The sequence below is a fragment of the Pseudomonas sp. SDO5522_S412 genome, from assembly GCF_054071215.1.
In genome coordinates this window covers 1-16,001 of record NZ_JBSVWQ010000009.1, presented here as the reverse complement: position 1 = coordinate 16,001, position 16,001 = coordinate 1, and the positions used below count along the sequence as shown (strand labels likewise).

Annotated in this window: 13 protein-coding genes; 12 read left to right on the top strand and 1 reads right to left on the bottom strand. The window is 60.8% G+C overall.

Going from position 1 to position 16,001, the window contains the following annotated elements; all coding sequences use genetic code 11:
- Positions 1 to 135: 135 nt before the first annotated feature.
- From ACW9I6_RS03990 to glpD, 4 genes are all read left to right on the top strand, one after another.
- Positions 136 to 990, top strand: coding sequence for an MIP/aquaporin family protein (locus ACW9I6_RS03990; protein ID WP_008433490.1), 855 nt, complete (start codon positions 136 to 138; stop codon positions 988 to 990).
- 80 nt (positions 991 to 1,070) lie between these two features.
- Positions 1,071 to 2,576: a glycerol kinase GlpK gene (gene glpK / locus ACW9I6_RS03985; RefSeq protein WP_003208721.1), complete on the top strand. Its 1,506-nt coding sequence runs from the start codon at positions 1,071 to 1,073 to the stop codon at positions 2,574 to 2,576.
- Positions 2,577 to 2,670: 94 nt separating this feature from the next.
- Positions 2,671 to 3,426 carry a DeoR/GlpR family transcriptional regulator gene (locus ACW9I6_RS03980; RefSeq protein ID WP_003208723.1) on the top strand — a complete coding sequence of 252 codons (756 nt, stop codon included), beginning with the start codon at positions 2,671 to 2,673 and terminating at the stop codon, positions 3,424 to 3,426.
- A gap of 173 nt (positions 3,427 to 3,599) precedes the next feature.
- The gene (gene glpD / locus ACW9I6_RS03975) at positions 3,600 to 5,138 is read left to right on the top strand and encodes a glycerol-3-phosphate dehydrogenase (RefSeq protein WP_008433488.1); all 1,539 of its coding nucleotides are present in this window, start codon (positions 3,600 to 3,602) and stop codon (positions 5,136 to 5,138) included.
- Between the two features lie 48 nt (positions 5,139 to 5,186).
- Here the strand turns inward: glpD and ACW9I6_RS03970 are convergent, their stop codons facing one another.
- Positions 5,187 to 5,909 (bottom strand): tetratricopeptide repeat protein, encoded by a 723-nt coding sequence (locus ACW9I6_RS03970; RefSeq protein WP_003208726.1) that lies wholly within the window; start codon positions 5,907 to 5,909, stop codon positions 5,187 to 5,189.
- 125 nt (positions 5,910 to 6,034) lie between these two features.
- Here ACW9I6_RS03970 and ACW9I6_RS03965 point away from each other — a divergent pair, with 125 nt between their 5' ends.
- The 8 genes from ACW9I6_RS03965 to ACW9I6_RS03930 all read left to right on the top strand — a co-directional run bounded on the left by ACW9I6_RS03965 (position 6,035) and on the right by ACW9I6_RS03930 (position 15,753).
- The gene (locus ACW9I6_RS03965; RefSeq protein ID WP_457338918.1) at positions 6,035 to 8,359 is read left to right on the top strand and encodes a TonB-dependent receptor; all 2,325 of its coding nucleotides are present in this window, start codon (positions 6,035 to 6,037) and stop codon (positions 8,357 to 8,359) included.
- A gap of 336 nt (positions 8,360 to 8,695) precedes the next feature.
- Positions 8,696 to 9,622, top strand: a complete 927-nt coding sequence (locus ACW9I6_RS03960; RefSeq protein WP_008433481.1) for a glutamate/aspartate ABC transporter substrate-binding protein — start codon at positions 8,696 to 8,698, stop codon at positions 9,620 to 9,622.
- A gap of 195 nt (positions 9,623 to 9,817) precedes the next feature.
- Positions 9,818 to 10,564 carry an amino acid ABC transporter permease gene (locus tag ACW9I6_RS03955; protein ID WP_003208731.1) on the top strand — a complete coding sequence of 249 codons (747 nt, stop codon included), beginning with the start codon at positions 9,818 to 9,820 and terminating at the stop codon, positions 10,562 to 10,564.
- Positions 10,564 to 11,235: an amino acid ABC transporter permease gene (locus ACW9I6_RS03950; RefSeq protein WP_003208733.1), complete on the top strand. Its 672-nt coding sequence runs from the start codon at positions 10,564 to 10,566 to the stop codon at positions 11,233 to 11,235. The genes ACW9I6_RS03955 and ACW9I6_RS03950 overlap by 1 nt, the downstream gene beginning before the upstream one ends.
- Positions 11,232 to 11,966, top strand: a complete 735-nt coding sequence (locus ACW9I6_RS03945) for an amino acid ABC transporter ATP-binding protein (RefSeq protein ID WP_003208734.1) — start codon at positions 11,232 to 11,234, stop codon at positions 11,964 to 11,966. The genes ACW9I6_RS03950 and ACW9I6_RS03945 overlap by 4 nt, the downstream gene beginning before the upstream one ends.
- Before the next feature lie 200 nt (positions 11,967 to 12,166).
- A complete protein-coding gene (aauS, locus tag ACW9I6_RS03940) occupies positions 12,167 to 14,068 on the top strand; it encodes a two-component sensor histidine kinase AauS (protein ID WP_003208735.1) in 1,902 nt (633 codons plus the stop codon).
- Entirely contained in the window at positions 14,065 to 15,405 is a 1,341-nt protein-coding gene (gene aauR / locus ACW9I6_RS03935; RefSeq protein WP_003208736.1) for a two-component response regulator AauR, read from the top strand. The genes aauS and aauR overlap by 4 nt, the downstream gene beginning before the upstream one ends.
- An 18-nt stretch (positions 15,406 to 15,423) precedes the next feature.
- A complete protein-coding gene (locus ACW9I6_RS03930) occupies positions 15,424 to 15,753 on the top strand; it encodes a GlpM family protein (RefSeq protein WP_174717800.1) in 330 nt (109 codons plus the stop codon).
- Positions 15,754 to 16,001 lie beyond the last annotated feature (248 nt).

The following is a 16,001-nucleotide window of genomic DNA, read 5'->3' as shown; positions in this document are numbered from 1 at the left end:
TACGAATACTGTAGGAATGCACCTACGGATTCACAGCAGTAAGCCGCGAACAGGATGGGGATCCTCGCCACGGTGAAAATCGCCGATTGCCCGTTGCGGCAAAACGCCAGACAACAACAAAAACAGAGGTTTTCCATGACAACTGCTCTTCAACAGCCTTCACTTTCAAGTCAATGCATGGCCGAATTCCTGGGCACTGCGTTGCTGATCTTCTTCGGTACCGGATGTGTTGCTGCGCTCAAGGTCGCGGGTGCCAGCTTTGGGTTGTGGGAAATCAGTATCATCTGGGGGATCGGCGTCAGCATGGCGATCTACCTGAGCGCCGGTATTTCCGGGGCTCACCTGAATCCGGCGGTCAGTATCGCGCTGTGCATCTTTGCCGATTTCGACAAGCGCAAACTGCCGTTCTACATCATCGCCCAGGTCGCCGGGGCCTTCTGTTCGGCCGCGTTGGTTTACACGCTCTACAGCAACCTGTTTTTCGATTACGAACAAACTCACCACATGATTCGCGGCACCCAGGCCAGCCTGGAATTGGCGTCGGTGTTCTCCACCTACCCGCATCCGCTGCTGGGCACGGCCCAGGCGTTCCTGGTGGAAATGGTCATCACCGCGATCCTGATGGGCGTGATCATGGCCCTGACCGATGACAACAACGGCCTGCCCCGCGGCCCGTTGGCGCCGCTGCTGATTGGTTTGCTGATTGCCGTGATCGGCAGTGCCATGGGCCCGCTGACCGGCTTTGCGATGAACCCGGCCCGTGACTTCGGCCCCAAGCTGATGACCTTTTTCGCCGGTTGGGGTGAAATGGCTTTCACTGGCGGGCGCGACATTCCTTACTTCCTGATTCCGATCTTTGCGCCGATTGTCGGCGCCTGCCTCGGTGCTGCCGCCTATCGCGGGCTGATTGCCCGTCACCTGCCCAGCGCCGCACCTGCTACAACTGATGCAACCGAAGCGGCTGCCACCGCCAAAACCCGTACTTCCTGATGCGATAGCCTGGACCGTACTGCCCTTTTGCGGCCCAGGCTGTTTACTGACTTCCCTATTCTCCGTCCAAGGCAATCGACATGACCGACATTCAGAATAAGAACTACATCATTGCCCTCGATCAGGGCACCACCAGTTCCCGGGCGATCATCTTCGATCGTGACGCCAACGTGGTCTGCACCGCCCAGCGTGAATTCACTCAGCATTACCCGCAAGCCGGCTGGGTCGAACATGACCCGATGGAGATTTTCGCTACCCAGAGCGCGGTGATGGTCGAGGCCCTGGCACAAGCCGGCCTGCACCATGACCAGGTCGCGGCCATCGGTATCACCAACCAGCGTGAAACCACCGTGGTCTGGGACAAAATCACCGGCCGCCCGATCTACAACGCGATCGTCTGGCAATGCCGCCGCAGCACCGAGATCTGCCAGCAGCTCAAGCGCGACGGCCACGAACAATACATCAACGACACCACCGGCCTGGTCACCGATCCGTACTTCTCCGGCACCAAGCTCAAGTGGATCCTCGACAACGTCGAAGGCAGTCGCGAACGTGCGCGTAACGGCGAGCTGCTGTTCGGCACCATCGACAGCTGGCTGATCTGGAAATTTACCGGCGGCAAGACCCACGTCACCGACTACACCAACGCCTCGCGCACCATGCTCTTCAACATCCACACGCTGGAGTGGGATGCCAAGATGCTGGAGATTCTCGACGTGCCGCGCGAAATGCTGCCGGAAGTGAAGTCTTCCTCGGAAATCTATGGTCGCACCAAAAGCGGTATCGCCATCGGCGGTATCGCCGGTGACCAGCAGGCGGCGCTGTTTGGCCAAATGTGCGTAGAACCGGGCCAGGCGAAAAACACCTACGGCACCGGCTGCTTCCTGCTGATGAACACCGGCGACAAGGCGGTGAAATCCAAGCACGGCATGCTCACCACCATCGCCTGCGGCCCGCGTGGCGAAGTGGCCTACGCCCTGGAAGGCGCCGTGTTCAACGGCGGTTCCACCGTGCAATGGCTGCGTGATGAGTTGAAGATCATCGCCGATGCCACCGACACCGAATACTTCGCCGGCAAGGTCAAGGACAGCAACGGCGTGTACCTGGTGCCAGCCTTCACCGGCCTGGGCGCTCCGTACTGGGACCCGTATGCCCGTGGCGCGCTGTTCGGACTGACCCGTGGCGTACGCGTGGATCACATCATCCGTGCAGCCCTGGAGTCGATTGCCTACCAGACCCGTGACGTACTCGATGCCATGCAGCAGGATTCCGGCGAACGCCTCAAATCCCTGCGGGTAGACGGTGGCGCGGTCGCCAACAACTTCCTGATGCAGTTCCAGGCCGACATCCTCGGTACCCAGGTTGAACGCCCACAAATGCGCGAAACCACCGCGTTGGGCGCCGCCTACCTGGCCGGCCTGGCGTGCGGTTTCTGGGGCAGCCTGGACGAACTGCGTGGCAAGGCGGTAATCGAGCGTCAATTCGAACCTCAGTTGGAAGAAGCAGCGAAGGAAAAACTCTACGCCGGCTGGCAGAAAGCAGTCAGCCGCACCCGCGACTGGGAACCCCACGAAGGCGCTGAATAAGCCAAGCGCCGGACGCGCATAGGGTTGTAACTGGCAGGGAGCAGATTCCTGCGTCATCATGGGCCACTTTTTACGGCAGCCCAAAGGACGCACCATGAATCTGCCTCCCCGCCAGCAACAAATCCTCGAACTGGTTCGCGAACGCGGCTATGTGAGTATCGAGGAAATGGCGCAGCTCTTCGTTGTCACCCCGCAAACCATCCGCCGCGATATCAATCAACTGGCGGAAGCCAATCTGTTGCGCCGCTACCATGGCGGCGCAGCCTATGATTCCAGCGTTGAAAACACCGCGTACGCCATGCGTGCCGACCAGATGCGCGACGAAAAACAGCGCATCGGCGAAGCCATCGCCGCGCAAATCCCCGATCACGCCTCGCTGTTTATCAACATCGGTACCACCACCGAATCGATCGCGCGTGCGCTGCTTAACCACAGCCACCTGAAAATCATCACCAATAACCTCAACGTCGCCATGATGCTGAGTGCCAAAGACGACTTCGACGTACTCCTGACCGGCGGCAACGTGCGCCGGGATGGCGGTGTGGTAGGCCAGGCCAGCGTTGATTTCATCAACCAGTTCAAGGTCGATTTCGCCTTGGTGGGCATCAGCGGTATCGATGAAGACGGCAGCCTTCTGGACTTCGATTATCAGGAAGTACGGGTTTCCCAGGCGATCATTGCCAATGCGCGCAAGGTGATCCTGGCGGCGGACTCCAGCAAATTCGGGCGCAACGCCATGATTCGCCTGGGACCCATCAGTTTGATTGATTGTTTAGTCACCGATCAGCAGCCGGTCCCGGCACTGGTGCAGTTGCTGAATCAGCACAAGATTCGGCTGGAAGTGGTGTAAGCCTATACAGGGGGTGTCCTGCCCCCTGATGTTCACAAATTTTCCTTTCTTCGCCCTTCGATCAGTATTTTCAATCGAAGCGGGCTGGCTGTACCTGCGTTTATAAGCTACCATTTTCGCAAATGAACATTTATGTTCGAATTCCAATACGAAAAAGATTGCGAGGCCAGCCGATGAACCCTTCTACCTTGCCTGCCCCACCGCTTGCCGAAGTCTATGACGTCGCCGTTATCGGTGGCGGGATCAATGGCGTCGGGATTGCAGCAGACGCAGCCGGTCGCGGTTTGTCGGTATTCCTTTGCGAAAAGGACGACCTGGCCAGCCACACTTCCTCCGCGAGCAGCAAGCTGATCCACGGTGGCCTGCGTTACCTGGAGCATTACGAATTCCGCCTGGTGCGCGAAGCCCTGGCTGAACGTGAGGTGCTGTTGGCCAAGGCCCCGCACATCGTCAAGCAGATGCGCTTTGTATTGCCCCACCGCCCGCACCTGCGTCCGGCATGGATGATTCGCGCCGGCCTGTTCCTGTATGACCATCTGGGCAAGCGGGAAAAACTCGAAGGCTCCAAGAGCCTCAAGTTCGGCCCCGACAGTCCGCTGAAAAGCGAAATCACCAAAGGCTTCGAATACTCCGATTGCTGGGTCGACGACGCCCGCCTTGTAGTACTCAACGCCATGGCTGCGCGGGAAAAGGGTGCGCACATCCACACCCAGACCCGTTGCGTCAGCGCACACCGCAGCAAAGGCCTGTGGGAAATGAACATGGAACGTGCCGACGGCAGCCTGTTCTCGATCCGCGCCCGAGCGCTGGTGAACGCCGCCGGCCCGTGGGTGGCCAAGTTCATCAAGGATGACTTGAAGCTGGATTCGCCCTACGGCATCCGTCTGATCCAGGGCAGCCACCTGATCGTACCGAAGCTGTATGAAGGCGCCCACGCGCACATCCTGCAGAACGAAGACCAGCGTATCGTCTTCACCATTCCGTACCTGAACCACCTGACCATCATCGGCACCACCGACCGCGAATACACCGGCGACCCGGCGAAAGTGGCGATTACCGAAGGTGAAACCGACTACATGCTCAATGTGGTCAACGCGCACTTCAAGAAACAACTGAGCCGCGATGACATCGTGCACACCTATTCCGGCGTGCGCCCGCTGTGCAACGACGAGTCCGACAACCCGTCGGCCGTGACTCGCGACTACACCCTGGCGCTGTCCGGCACCTCGGGCGAGGCGCCGTTGCTGTCGGTGTTCGGCGGCAAGCTGACCACCTACCGCAAGCTGGCCGAATCGGCGATGGCACAACTGGCGCCTTACTTCACGCAGATGCGCCCAAGCTGGACGGCTACAGCCACCCTGCCCGGCGGCGAAAACATGAGCACGCCAGAAGCCCTGGCCGATGCAATCCGTAGCAAATACGACTGGGTGCCGAGCGAGATTGCCCGTCGCTGGTCCACCACTTACGGCAGCCGCACCTGGCGCCTGCTGGAAGGCGTGCAATCGCTGGCGGACATGGGTGACCACCTCGGTGGCGGCCTGTACACCCGCGAAGTCGATTACCTGTGCGCTGAAGAATGGGCCACTCAGCCCCAGGACATCCTGTGGCGCCGCAGCAAGCTAGGCCTGTTCACCACGCCGCAGGAGCAGGAGAACGTGCAGCGTTACCTGTCCAAGGTTGAGCACAACCGCGGCAAGATCGAAGCGGCCTGATCAGCCCGACGTAAAAAAGCCCCTGCACCGAAAGGTCCAGGGGCTTTTTCATGCCTGCAGATGACGCTGATAGCGCAGGCCCATTTCACGAATCCCGCTGAAGGCTGAGCCCAGCAACACGGGATAAGCCGCCTGCAAAAAGCCCGGTGTGGCCGTCGCGAGGGCCCGCTCCAACCATAGGCAGGCCTGCACTTCGTCGCCGTCGTGAGCCAGCTCCGCAGCATGGTTGTATTGCCCGCGGAAATCCCCGGCCTCGGCTGAGCGCTGATACCACTGGCGCGCCAGTTGAACATCCTTGGGCACCACCACGCCTTCATGGTGGAACCGACCCAACAGGTTCATCGACTTGGCGTGCCCCTTGGCCGCAGCCTGGCGGAACAGTTCATATGCCGCGACAAGGTCACGCTCCACACCACGGCCACGCGTCAGCAACTGGCCGTAGTTATACAAACCCCAATCCAGCCCCAGATCGGCGGCCTTGCGGTAATGCCGCGCACTGTCTTCCAAGTCGACCTCGCAGCCCCAGCCATTCTCCAGGCAGCGCCCGATCATGTTGATCGCCATGGGGTGACGCTGCCGCGCAGCGATGCGAAACCAGCTCAACCCCAGCGCCTCATCCTTCTGCACGCCACGACCGTCGAGCAGCAGCTGGGCCAGGGTCGCCTGTGCGTCGGCATCTCCCAGCTGTGCCGCATGCATCACCCAGCGCACATAGGCACGCGGGTTATCACCGATATCCGAGGGCTCGCTGCCTGGCTGTGCGCTCTGCATTCCTGCCCCGAGTAGCGATCAAGGACCGCAAAAAGTTTCATGATTTATTTGGTTACAAAGTATTACATTTGAGATCGCTTATCAATTACGATCGCATCTCACTAACACTAACAAGAGATTACTCAATGGCTACCGGCATCAGTTCTGCCCCCCTCTCATCGCGGCATTTGCTCGCGTCGGCAGTGGGCCTGGCAGTGGCTGCGCAAGGAGGATTCAGTTACGCGGCGGAGCCCGCACCAGAAGACAACACAGGGGTCATCCAACTCGGCGCGACCAGCATCGAAGGCCAGGCCCCGAGCCAGAGCGTCTACAACCCTGTGGCGCCTTCTTCCCCCAAGTACACCGAGGCCCTGCGCGACACGCCGCAGACCATCACGGTGGTGCCCAAGGAAGTCATTCATGACCAGAACCTGCTGACCCTGCGCGACGTGCTCAGCACCGTGCCGGGGATCACCTTCGGGGCCGGCGAAGGTGGCAGCGGGTATGGCGACAGCATCAACCTGCGCGGCTTCTCCGCCAGCGGCGACATCTACGTGGACGGCGTGCGCGACAGCGCGCAGTACAGCCGCACCGACCCGTTCAACCTGGAGCAGGTCGAAGTCGTCAGCGGCGCAAGTTCGGTGTATTCCGGCTCCGGCGCGGTCGGTGGCACCATCAACCTGGTGAGCAAACAGCCGGAATTACGCGACAAAACCACCATCAGTGCGGGCATCGGCACCGATAACTACAAGCGCACCACCCTGGACACCAACCAGACGCTCAACGACACCACCGCGTTCCGCCTGAACCTGATGGCCCATGGTAACGACGTGCCTGGCCGCGATTATGAAGATTACGAACGCTGGGGCATCGCGCCCTCCATCGCGTTTGGCCTGGGAACGCCGACACGTGTCACCGTCAGTTATGAGCACCAGAAAGACGACAACACACCGCAATACGGTATCCCGATCTACAACGGCAAGCCCATGCCGGGCGTGGGTTGGAGTGACTACTACGGCTACCACAACATCAATGACCAGCAAATCACATCGGACTCGTTCAGCCTGAAGCTCGAACACGACTTCAACGACGCCGTCTCGGTGCGCAACTTCACCCGCGTCGAGCGGGTGCGCCAGGACCTGCGCGCCTCAGGCCCCGAAGGTGCATTGACCGGCTGTCTGGCCAGCGGCACCCAGATCACCGGCGCCCCTTGCGCCGCAGGCCTGCAGCCGGGCTACTTCCAGCCAAGCGGCGGCTCACTGGGTAACGAGCGCAACACCCAGAACAAGATGTTCACCAACCAGACCGACGTCACCAGCCACTTCAGCACCGGGTTCATCGACCACACGCTGGTGACCGGCATCGCCATCAGCCGCGAGGAATACGAGGCGGATACCGGTAAATGGCTGACCAACGCCAACGGCAGCACCATCGTCCCACCACCGGTCAGCTACAGCGATCCGAACTCCGAATGGTCCGGCCCCGTCAACTTCACCCGGGCCGCCCACATTGACGGCGCGCTGAACAACCGCGCCGCCTATGCCTTCGACACGCTCAAGCTCAACCCACAGTGGGAAATCAACGGCGGCCTGCGTTACGAGCACAACGCCGGCAGCTCGGTGACCAATGCCTATTCCAGCACTGGCGTGGAAACGCCCGGCACTCGCTACGGCCAGGCGGATGACCTGACCTCCTACCGCCTGGCGCTGGTCTACAAACCGGTGGAAAACGGCAGCCTCTATATCGCCTACGGCAACAGCAAGACGCCGTCCCAGGCCAGCGTCAATGGGGGTTGCTACACCCCGGCCAAAAGCTCAAGCATCGCCACCAACAACTGCGATGTTTCCCCGGAAACCGCCGTCAGCTATGAGATCGGCACCAAGTGGGACCTGCTCGACAACGCCCTGTCGCTGACGGGCGCGATCTTCCGCAATGACCGCACCAACTATAAAGTCGCCGACAACGACCCGAGCAACCTGAGCGGCACCCAGACCCTCGACGGCAAGGCACGTGCAGACGGCGTGGCGCTGGGCCTGAGCGGCCAACTTACTGACCGCTGGAAAGTCTTCGCCAACTACACCTACCTGAACACTCGTGTGCTGCGCAGCGCCAGCGATTACACCCTGGCGACCACCGGCATCGACGTGCAGAAAGGCGAGCCGCTGACCTTCACCCCCAAACATGCAGCCAGCATCTGGACGGTGTACGACCTGCCCTACGACTTCCAGGTGGGCTACGGCATTACGGCGCAAACCAAGCAGTACCTGGTCAGCGCCGCCAACTCGCCGACTTCCCCCGGCTATGCGGTGCAGCGTGCGATGCTCGGTTACAAGGTCAACAAACAGTTGAACCTGCAGCTGAACATCAACAACCTGTTCGACAAGGAGTACCTCACCCGTATCCGCAACAACGGTTGGGCAGTGCCCGGCGATGGCCGCGCGGCAGTGGTGTCGGCCGACTATACGTTCTGACAGAGCCACACCCAAAAGCCCCGGGAGCCACACTCCCGGGGCTTTTTCATGGGCGATACAGGCCCACGCCGCCATTCGGTTTTCCGAACGCCATAGCTCAACCTATTCGGTTTGCCGGACCCAAACAGGAGAAAAAACCCGTAACACAAAGTTAATCTCTATATAAATCATATGGTTAACCTTTTATTTCTGGTCTGGCACGACTCATGCTCTACACTCGTAGGCGATTGCCTGAGGCGCCTCAGGAGCCGTCACAGGCTTTCGCAGTACTGTTTATATAAAAACGTGGCCGTCCCAACCGGTCTCATAAAAAAAACAAATGTCGAGGAAGTATTGATGCGCATCGTTCCCCATATCCTGGGCGCAGCTATCGCTGCTGCTCTGATCAGCACTCCAGTTTTCGCCGCCGAACTCACCGGCACACTGAAGAAAATCAACGACTCCGGCACGATCACTCTCGCTCACCGCGACAGCTCCATTCCGTTTTCCTATATCGCGGATGGTTCGGGCAAACCCGTGGGCTACTCCCACGACATTCAGCTGGCTATCGTTGAAGCCCTGAAAAAAGACCTGAACAAACCCGACCTGAAGACCAAGTACAACCTGGTCACCTCGCAAACCCGTATCCCGCTGATCCAGAACGGCACCGCGGATATCGAGTGCGGCTCCACCACCAACAACGCCGAACGCGCCCAGCAGGTTGACTTCACCGTCAATATCTTCGAAATCGGCACCCGCCTGCTGGTCAAGAAAGACAAGGAAGGCAAGCCGTCCTACAGCGATTTCGCCGACCTGAAAGGCAAGAACGTCGTGACCACCGCCGGCACCACGTCCGAGCGCATCATCAAGGCGATGAACGCCGACAAGCAGATGGGCATGAACGTCATCTCCGCCAAGGACCACGGCGAATCCTTCCAGATGCTGGAAAGCGGCCGCGCCGTTGCCTTCATGATGGACGACGCCCTGCTGGCCGGTGAAGAAGCCAAGGCCAAGAAGCCGGACGACTGGGTCATCACCGGTACTCCACAGTCCTTCGAAGCCTACGCCTGCATGGTTCGCAAAGACGACCCAGCCTTCAAGAAGGCCGTGGATGACGCGATCGTCGGCCTGTACAAGTCCGGCGAGATCAACAAGATCTACAGCAAGTGGTTCGAGAGCCCGATTCCACCAAAAGGCCTGAACCTCAACTTCCCGATGAGCGACAAGGTCAAGGATCTGATCGCCAACCCAAGCGACAAGCCAGCGCCTGACGTAAAAATCTGATACCTGACTAAGCTTATGTCCTGAGGGAGCCAACCCTCCCTCAGGCGTCTGTTGCTACCTGCTGGCTTTAATTTTGGAACACTCGACCTGGCGGTTTTCGAGCCGATCGCGTGTGCCTGGCGTTCACCGTCGGGCGGGAAAGGACCTTCCCCAAGCGGGTGCTTGTACATCGATCGATCTCGAGGGGAGACCCTAATGAATTACAACTGGGACTGGGGCGTGTTCTTCAAGTCCACCGGCGTGGGCAGCGAGACTTATCTCGACTGGTACATCGCCGGCTTGGGCTGGACCATTGCCATCGCCGTCGTGGCATGGATCATCGCCTTGCTGCTGGGGTCCATTCTGGGCGTCATGCGCACCGTGCCAAACCGCATCGTATCGGGCATCGCGACCTGCTACGTGGAACTGTTTCGCAACGTACCGCTGCTGGTTCAGCTGTTCATCTGGTATTTCCTGATACCCGACCTGCTGCCGCAGAACCTGCAGGACTGGTACAAACAAGACCTCAACCCGACCACCTCGGCCTACCTGAGCGTTGTGGTGTGCCTGGGCCTGTTCACCGCCGCCCGTGTGTGCGAACAAGTGCGTACCGGCATCCAGGCGCTGCCACGGGGCCAGGAATCCGCCGCACGCGCCATGGGCTTCAAGCTGCCGCAGATCTACTGGAACGTGCTGCTGCCCCAGGCCTACCGGATCATCATTCCGCCGCTTACCTCGGAATTCCTCAACGTCTTCAAGAACTCCTCCGTGGCGTCCCTGATCGGCTTGATGGAACTGCTGGCGCAAACCAAACAGACCGCCGAGTTCTCGGCCAACCTGTTCGAGGCCTTCACCCTGGCCACGCTGATCTATTTCACCCTGAACATGAGCCTGATGCTGCTGATGCGCGTGGTCGAGAAGAAAGTCGCCGTGCCCGGCCTGATCTCCGTGGGGGGTAAATAATGGACTTCGATTTCAGCGGCATCATCCCCGCCATCCCGGGCCTGTGGAACGGCATGGTCATGACCTTGCAGTTGATGGTCATGGGCGTGGTCGGCGGCATCATCCTGGGTACGATCCTCGCGCTGATGCGCCTGTCGTCCAGCAAACTGCTGTCGCGCCTGGCCGGCGCCTACGTGAACTACTTCCGCTCGATCCCGCTGCTGCTGGTGATCACCTGGTTCTACCTGGCGGTGCCGTTCGTGCTGCGCTGGATCACCGGCGAAGACACCCCGATCGGTGCGTTCACCTCCTGCGTCGTGGCCTTCATGATGTTCGAGGCGGCGTACTTCTGCGAAATCGTGCGGGCCGGCGTGCAGTCGATCCCCAAGGGCCAGATGGCCGCGGCGCAAGCGATGGGCATGACCTACGGCCAGACCATGCGCCTGATCATCCTGCCCCAGGCGTTCCGCAAGATGACCCCGTTGCTGCTGCAACAGTCGATCATCCTGTTCCAGGACACCTCGCTGGTCTACACCGTGGGCCTGGTGGATTTCCTCAACTCCGCCCGCTCCAACGGCGACATCATCGGCCGCTCCAATGAGTTCCTGATCTTCGCCGGTGTCGTCTACTTCATCATCAGCTTTTCCGCCTCGCTGCTGGTCAAGCGTCTGCAAAAAAGGTTTGCCGTATGATCTCTATCAAGAATATCAACAAGTGGTATGGCGACTTCCAGGTGCTGACCGATTGCAGCACCGAGGTTAAAAAAGGCGAAGTGATCGTGGTGTGCGGGCCGTCCGGCTCGGGCAAATCGACCCTGATCAAGTGCGTCAACGCCCTGGAACCGTTCCAGAAAGGCGACGTGGTGGTCGATGGCACCTCCATTGCCGACCCGAAGACCAACCTGCCGAAACTGCGCTCGCGCGTCGGCATGGTGTTCCAGCACTTCGAGCTGTTTCCGCACCTGACCATCACCGAAAACCTGACCATCGCGCAGATCAAGGTATTGGGCCGCAGCAAGGAAGAAGCCACCAAGAAGGGCCTGCAACTGCTGGAGCGCGTCGGCCTGTCGGCTCACGCCCACAAGCACCCGGGCCAGCTTTCCGGCGGCCAGCAACAGCGTGTGGCGATTGCCCGTGCGCTGGCGATGGACCCGATCGTCATGCTGTTCGACGAACCGACCTCGGCCCTCGACCCGGAAATGGTCAACGAAGTGCTCGACGTGATGGTGCAGTTGGCCCAGGAAGGCATGACCATGATGTGCGTGACCCACGAAATGGGTTTCGCCCGCAAGGTAGCCGACCGGGTGATCTTCATGGACGCCGGCAAGATCATCGAAGACTGCCCGAAAGAGGAATTCTTCGGCGACATCAGCGCCCGCTCCGAGCGTGCGCAGCACTTCCTCGAGAAAATCCTGCAGCACTAAAAGCACCACTGCTCCCCAGTGAAAACCGGGCTTGTGTGGGAGCTGGCTTGTGTGGGAGCCGGGCTTGCCCGCGATGCAGGCGCCTCGATGTGACAGTTACACCGAGGTGATGCAATCGCAGGCAAGCCAGCTCCCACACAAGCCAGCTCCCACACGTGACCGCGCAAGCTGGCAGCTCTGGTTGACCCAAGGCATCTGTGATGAAATGCGACCCCAACCTCTTTCGCGCCGCGCCGCCATCACTTGCCGTGAAGCCTCGTCTGATTCGCCAATTGTTCCTGCCGCCGCTGATCATCGCCCTGATGATCGGACTGGGTTACGTCGGCTTCTGGATCAGCGAGTTCTATGGGATCCGCACCCTCAGCGATACCGGCGAACGCCAACTGGAATTGCACGCCCGCACCGTCGAGAGCGAACTCAGCAAATACACCTACCTGCCCAGTCTCCTGGAGCTGGAATCCAGCGTCTCCAGGCTGTTGGCCGACCCGAATCAAGAAACCCGCAAAACCGTCAACGACTACCTCGAAGGCCTGAACCGGCGCAGTCGCAGCCGGGCGATCTACGTGATGGACACCACCGGCCGTGTGCTGGCGACCAGTAACTGGCGCGATGCCGACAGTTACCAGGGTGAAGACCTGTCCTTCCGTGCCTATTTCCAGAATGCCGTGCGCGGCCAGCCCGGCCGGTTCTACGGCATCGGCAGCACCAACGGCGAACCCGGCTATTACCTGGCCCATGGCCTGGAAGAGCACGGCAAGATCATCGGCGTCGCCGTGGTCAAGGTACGCCTGGAAGCGCTGGAAGAGCGCTGGCAGCGGGCGCGCCTGGAGGCCTTCGTCAGTGACGAGAACGGCATCATCATTCTCTCCAGCGACCCGGCCCGTCGCCTCAAGTCCGTGCGGCCATTGAGCGATGACACCAAGGACCGCCTCGCCCACAGCCTGCAATACTACTGGGCGACGCTCAACGAGCTGGAACCACTGGCCCGCGAACGCCTCAACGAAGGCACCGAGAAATTGACCTTCCCGGCCAACAGCGAAGTGGTGGCCGACGAGCATGAGGTCAGCTACCTGGCCCAGACCCGCCCACTGAACGACACCCCCTGGAATTTCACCCTGCTCACCCCGCTGAACGACCTGCGCCGGGCCGCCATCAACCAGGGCATCCTGGTGGCTGTAGCCTTTGCGCTGGTGGCATTCCTGCTGATTGCCTGGAACGAGCGCCGCAAGGTGATTGCCACCCGCCTCGCCGCCCGGGAAGCCCTGCAGGAAGCCAATAACCAGCTGGAGCGACGGATTGCCGAACGCACCACCGACCTGCGGGCCAGCAACGAGCGGCTCAAGAGCCAGATTCGCGAGCGGCGCCAGGCCGAGGAAACCTTGCGCCGGGCCCAGGACGAACTGGTGCAGGCCGGCAAACTCGCGGCCATCGGCCAGATGTCCACCAGCATCGCCCATGAATTGAACCAGCCACTGGCCGCCCTGCGTACCCTGTCGGGCAACACCGTGCGCTTCCTTGAGCGTGGGGCGCTGGACACCGCCAGTGCCAACCTCAAGACCATCAACGAACTGATCGACCGCATGGGTCGCATCACCGCCAGCCTGCGCTCCTTTGCCCGGCGTGGCGATGACCAGGGCGAAGCCAATCTGGGCAAGGCCGTGGACGCTACGTTCCAGATCCTCGGCAGTCGCCTGGAGACCCTGCCGCTGACGGTGCACCGCCACTTCAGCAGCGCGCAGTTGCAGATCGACCAGACACGCCTGGAGCAGATCCTGGTCAACCTGATGGGCAACGCCCTGGACGCGATGCAGGCGCAACCGGCCCCCGAACTGTGGCTGGAAGGCGACATCGCCGACGGCAAATATCGCCTGCGGGTGCGCGATAACGGCCACGGGATTGATCCCGAGACCCGCAAGCATTTGTTCGAACCGTTCTTTACCACCAAACCCGGCGAACAAGGCCTGGGCCTCGGCCTGACGCTGTCGGCCAGCCTCGCGGCGGCGACCGGCGGCAACCTCGCCGTCGAGCATCCGGCCAGCGGTGGTACTGCCTTTGTCCTGAGTTTGCCGCTGGCGAGCCCTCAACAAGTCGAGTCGAAATGAACGCAGAAAAAACCACCGACCTGACCGTCCTGATCGTCGAAGACGACCCCCATGTATTGCTCGGCTGCCAGCAAGCCCTGGCCCTGGAAGACATTCCCAGCGTGGGCGTGGGCAGTGCCGAAGAAGCCCTGACCCTCGTCGGTGAAAACTTCGCCGGCATCGTCATCAGCGATATTCGCCTGCCGGGTATCGACGGCCTGGAGTTGCTGACCCGGCTCAAGGCCCTGGATAAAAGCCTGCCGGTGGTGCTGATCACCGGCCACGGCGATATCTCCATGGCCGTGGGCGCGATGCGCAACGGCGCCTATGACTTCATGGAGAAACCCTTCTCTCCCGAGCGCCTGGTGGACGTAGCCCGCCGCGCCCTGGAACAACGCGGTTTGGCCCGGGAAGTCTGGTCGCTGCGCCGGCAACTGGCCGAGCGCGATTCGCTGGAAGGCCGGATCATCGGTCGCTCTCCGGCCATGCAGAACCTGCGGGAATTGATCGCCAACGTCGCCGACACCTCGGCCAACGTGTTGATCGAGGGCGAGACCGGCACCGGCAAGGAATTGGTCGCGCGCTGCCTGCACGATTTCAGCCGGCGCCACTCCCACCAGTTCGTCGCCTTGAACTGCGGCGGCCTGCCGGAGAACCTGTTCGAAAGCGAAATCTTCGGCCACGAAGCCAACGCGTTCACCGGTGCCGGCAAGCGCCGCATCGGCAAGATCGAACACGCCCACGAAGGCACGCTGTTCCTCGACGAAGTGGAAAGCATGCCGATGAACCTGCAGATCAAGCTGCTGCGGGTGTTGCAGGAACGCACCCTGGAACGCCTGGGCTCGAACCAGAGCGTGGCGGTGGATTGCCGGGTGATCGCCGCGACCAAGTCCGACCTCGACGACCTGAGCCGCGCCAACCAGTTTCGCAGCGACCTGTACTACCGCCTCAACGTGGTGACCCTGGAACTGCCGCCGCTGCGTGAACGCCGCGAAGACATCCTGCAGTTGTTCGAACACTTCCTGCAGCAGTCGTCGCTGCGTTTCGACCGCACCGCGCCGGACCTCGACAACCAGACCCTGTCCAGCCTGATGAGCCATGACTGGCCGGGCAACGTGCGTGAACTGCGCAACGTGGCCGAGCGGTTTGCCCTCGGTTTGCCGGCGTTCAAGAAGAGCGGCGCCAGCAGCGGCAACCATGGGCTGGCCTTTACCGAAGCGGTGGAGGCGTTCGAGCGCAACCTGCTCAACGATGCCTTGCAACGCAGCGGCGGCAACCTGACCCAGGCCAGCCAGGAACTGGGGATGGCCAAGACCACGTTGTTCGATAAGGTCAAGAAGTACGGGCTGAGCCACTAGGAGCGCATTGTGGATTTATTGTTGAAGGCGGCATTGGGTGCGGGGGTGGTGTTGATTCTGGCGGCGCTGGCCAAGACCAAGAACTACTACATTGCAGGGTTGGTGCCGCTGTTTCCGACGTTCGCGTTGATTGCGCATTACATTGTCGGCAAGGGTCGGTCGGTGGAGGATTTGAAGACCACCATCGTGTTCGGGATGTGGTCGATCATTCCGTACTTTGTGTACCTGGCGACGTTGTATGTGATGGTTGACCGGATGCGTCTGGAGGCTTCGCTGGCGGTGGCGGCGGTGGCGTGGTTGATGGCGGCTACGATTTTGGTCAGCGTTTGGGTTCGCATGCACGCCTGACATGTGGAGCCGAATGAGTGTGTTTGTCCATTTTTTAGGTAACGGCTGATATTGGTTCCGCTCTTACAGCGGCTCACTTTTGAACAGCGCAAAAGTAAGCAAAACGCTCTTGCCCCACCACTCGGCACCTCGCCTAGGCTCGGTGTGCCCTCACTCCGGCTTTGGACCGTGGGCCGCCGCGATGGGCCATCCTTGGCCCAGCGCGGCTAACCCGGCGTCCTGCCGGGTTACCCACGCTCCAAAGCCTG

Coding starts and splice junctions, on each gene's coding strand:
- ACW9I6_RS03990 (WP_008433490.1), top strand. CDS start 136: ATGACAACTGCTCTTCAACAGCCTTCACTTTCAAGTCAATGCATGGCC.
- ACW9I6_RS03945 (WP_003208734.1), top strand. CDS start 11,232: ATGATCTCTATCAAGAATATCAACAAGTGGTATGGCGACTTCCAGGTG.
- ACW9I6_RS03960 (WP_008433481.1), top strand. CDS start 8,696: ATGCGCATCGTTCCCCATATCCTGGGCGCAGCTATCGCTGCTGCTCTG.
- ACW9I6_RS03980 (WP_003208723.1), top strand. CDS start 2,671: ATGAATCTGCCTCCCCGCCAGCAACAAATCCTCGAACTGGTTCGCGAA.
- ACW9I6_RS03970 (WP_003208726.1), bottom strand. CDS start 5,909: ATGCAGAGCGCACAGCCAGGCAGCGAGCCCTCGGATATCGGTGATAAC.
- glpD (WP_008433488.1), top strand. CDS start 3,600: ATGAACCCTTCTACCTTGCCTGCCCCACCGCTTGCCGAAGTCTATGAC.
- aauR (WP_003208736.1), top strand. CDS start 14,065: ATGAACGCAGAAAAAACCACCGACCTGACCGTCCTGATCGTCGAAGAC.
- ACW9I6_RS03965 (WP_457338918.1), top strand. CDS start 6,035: ATGGCTACCGGCATCAGTTCTGCCCCCCTCTCATCGCGGCATTTGCTC.
- ACW9I6_RS03950 (WP_003208733.1), top strand. CDS start 10,564: ATGGACTTCGATTTCAGCGGCATCATCCCCGCCATCCCGGGCCTGTGG.
- aauS (WP_003208735.1), top strand. CDS start 12,167: ATGAAATGCGACCCCAACCTCTTTCGCGCCGCGCCGCCATCACTTGCC.
- glpK (WP_003208721.1), top strand. CDS start 1,071: ATGACCGACATTCAGAATAAGAACTACATCATTGCCCTCGATCAGGGC.
- ACW9I6_RS03955 (WP_003208731.1), top strand. CDS start 9,818: ATGAATTACAACTGGGACTGGGGCGTGTTCTTCAAGTCCACCGGCGTG.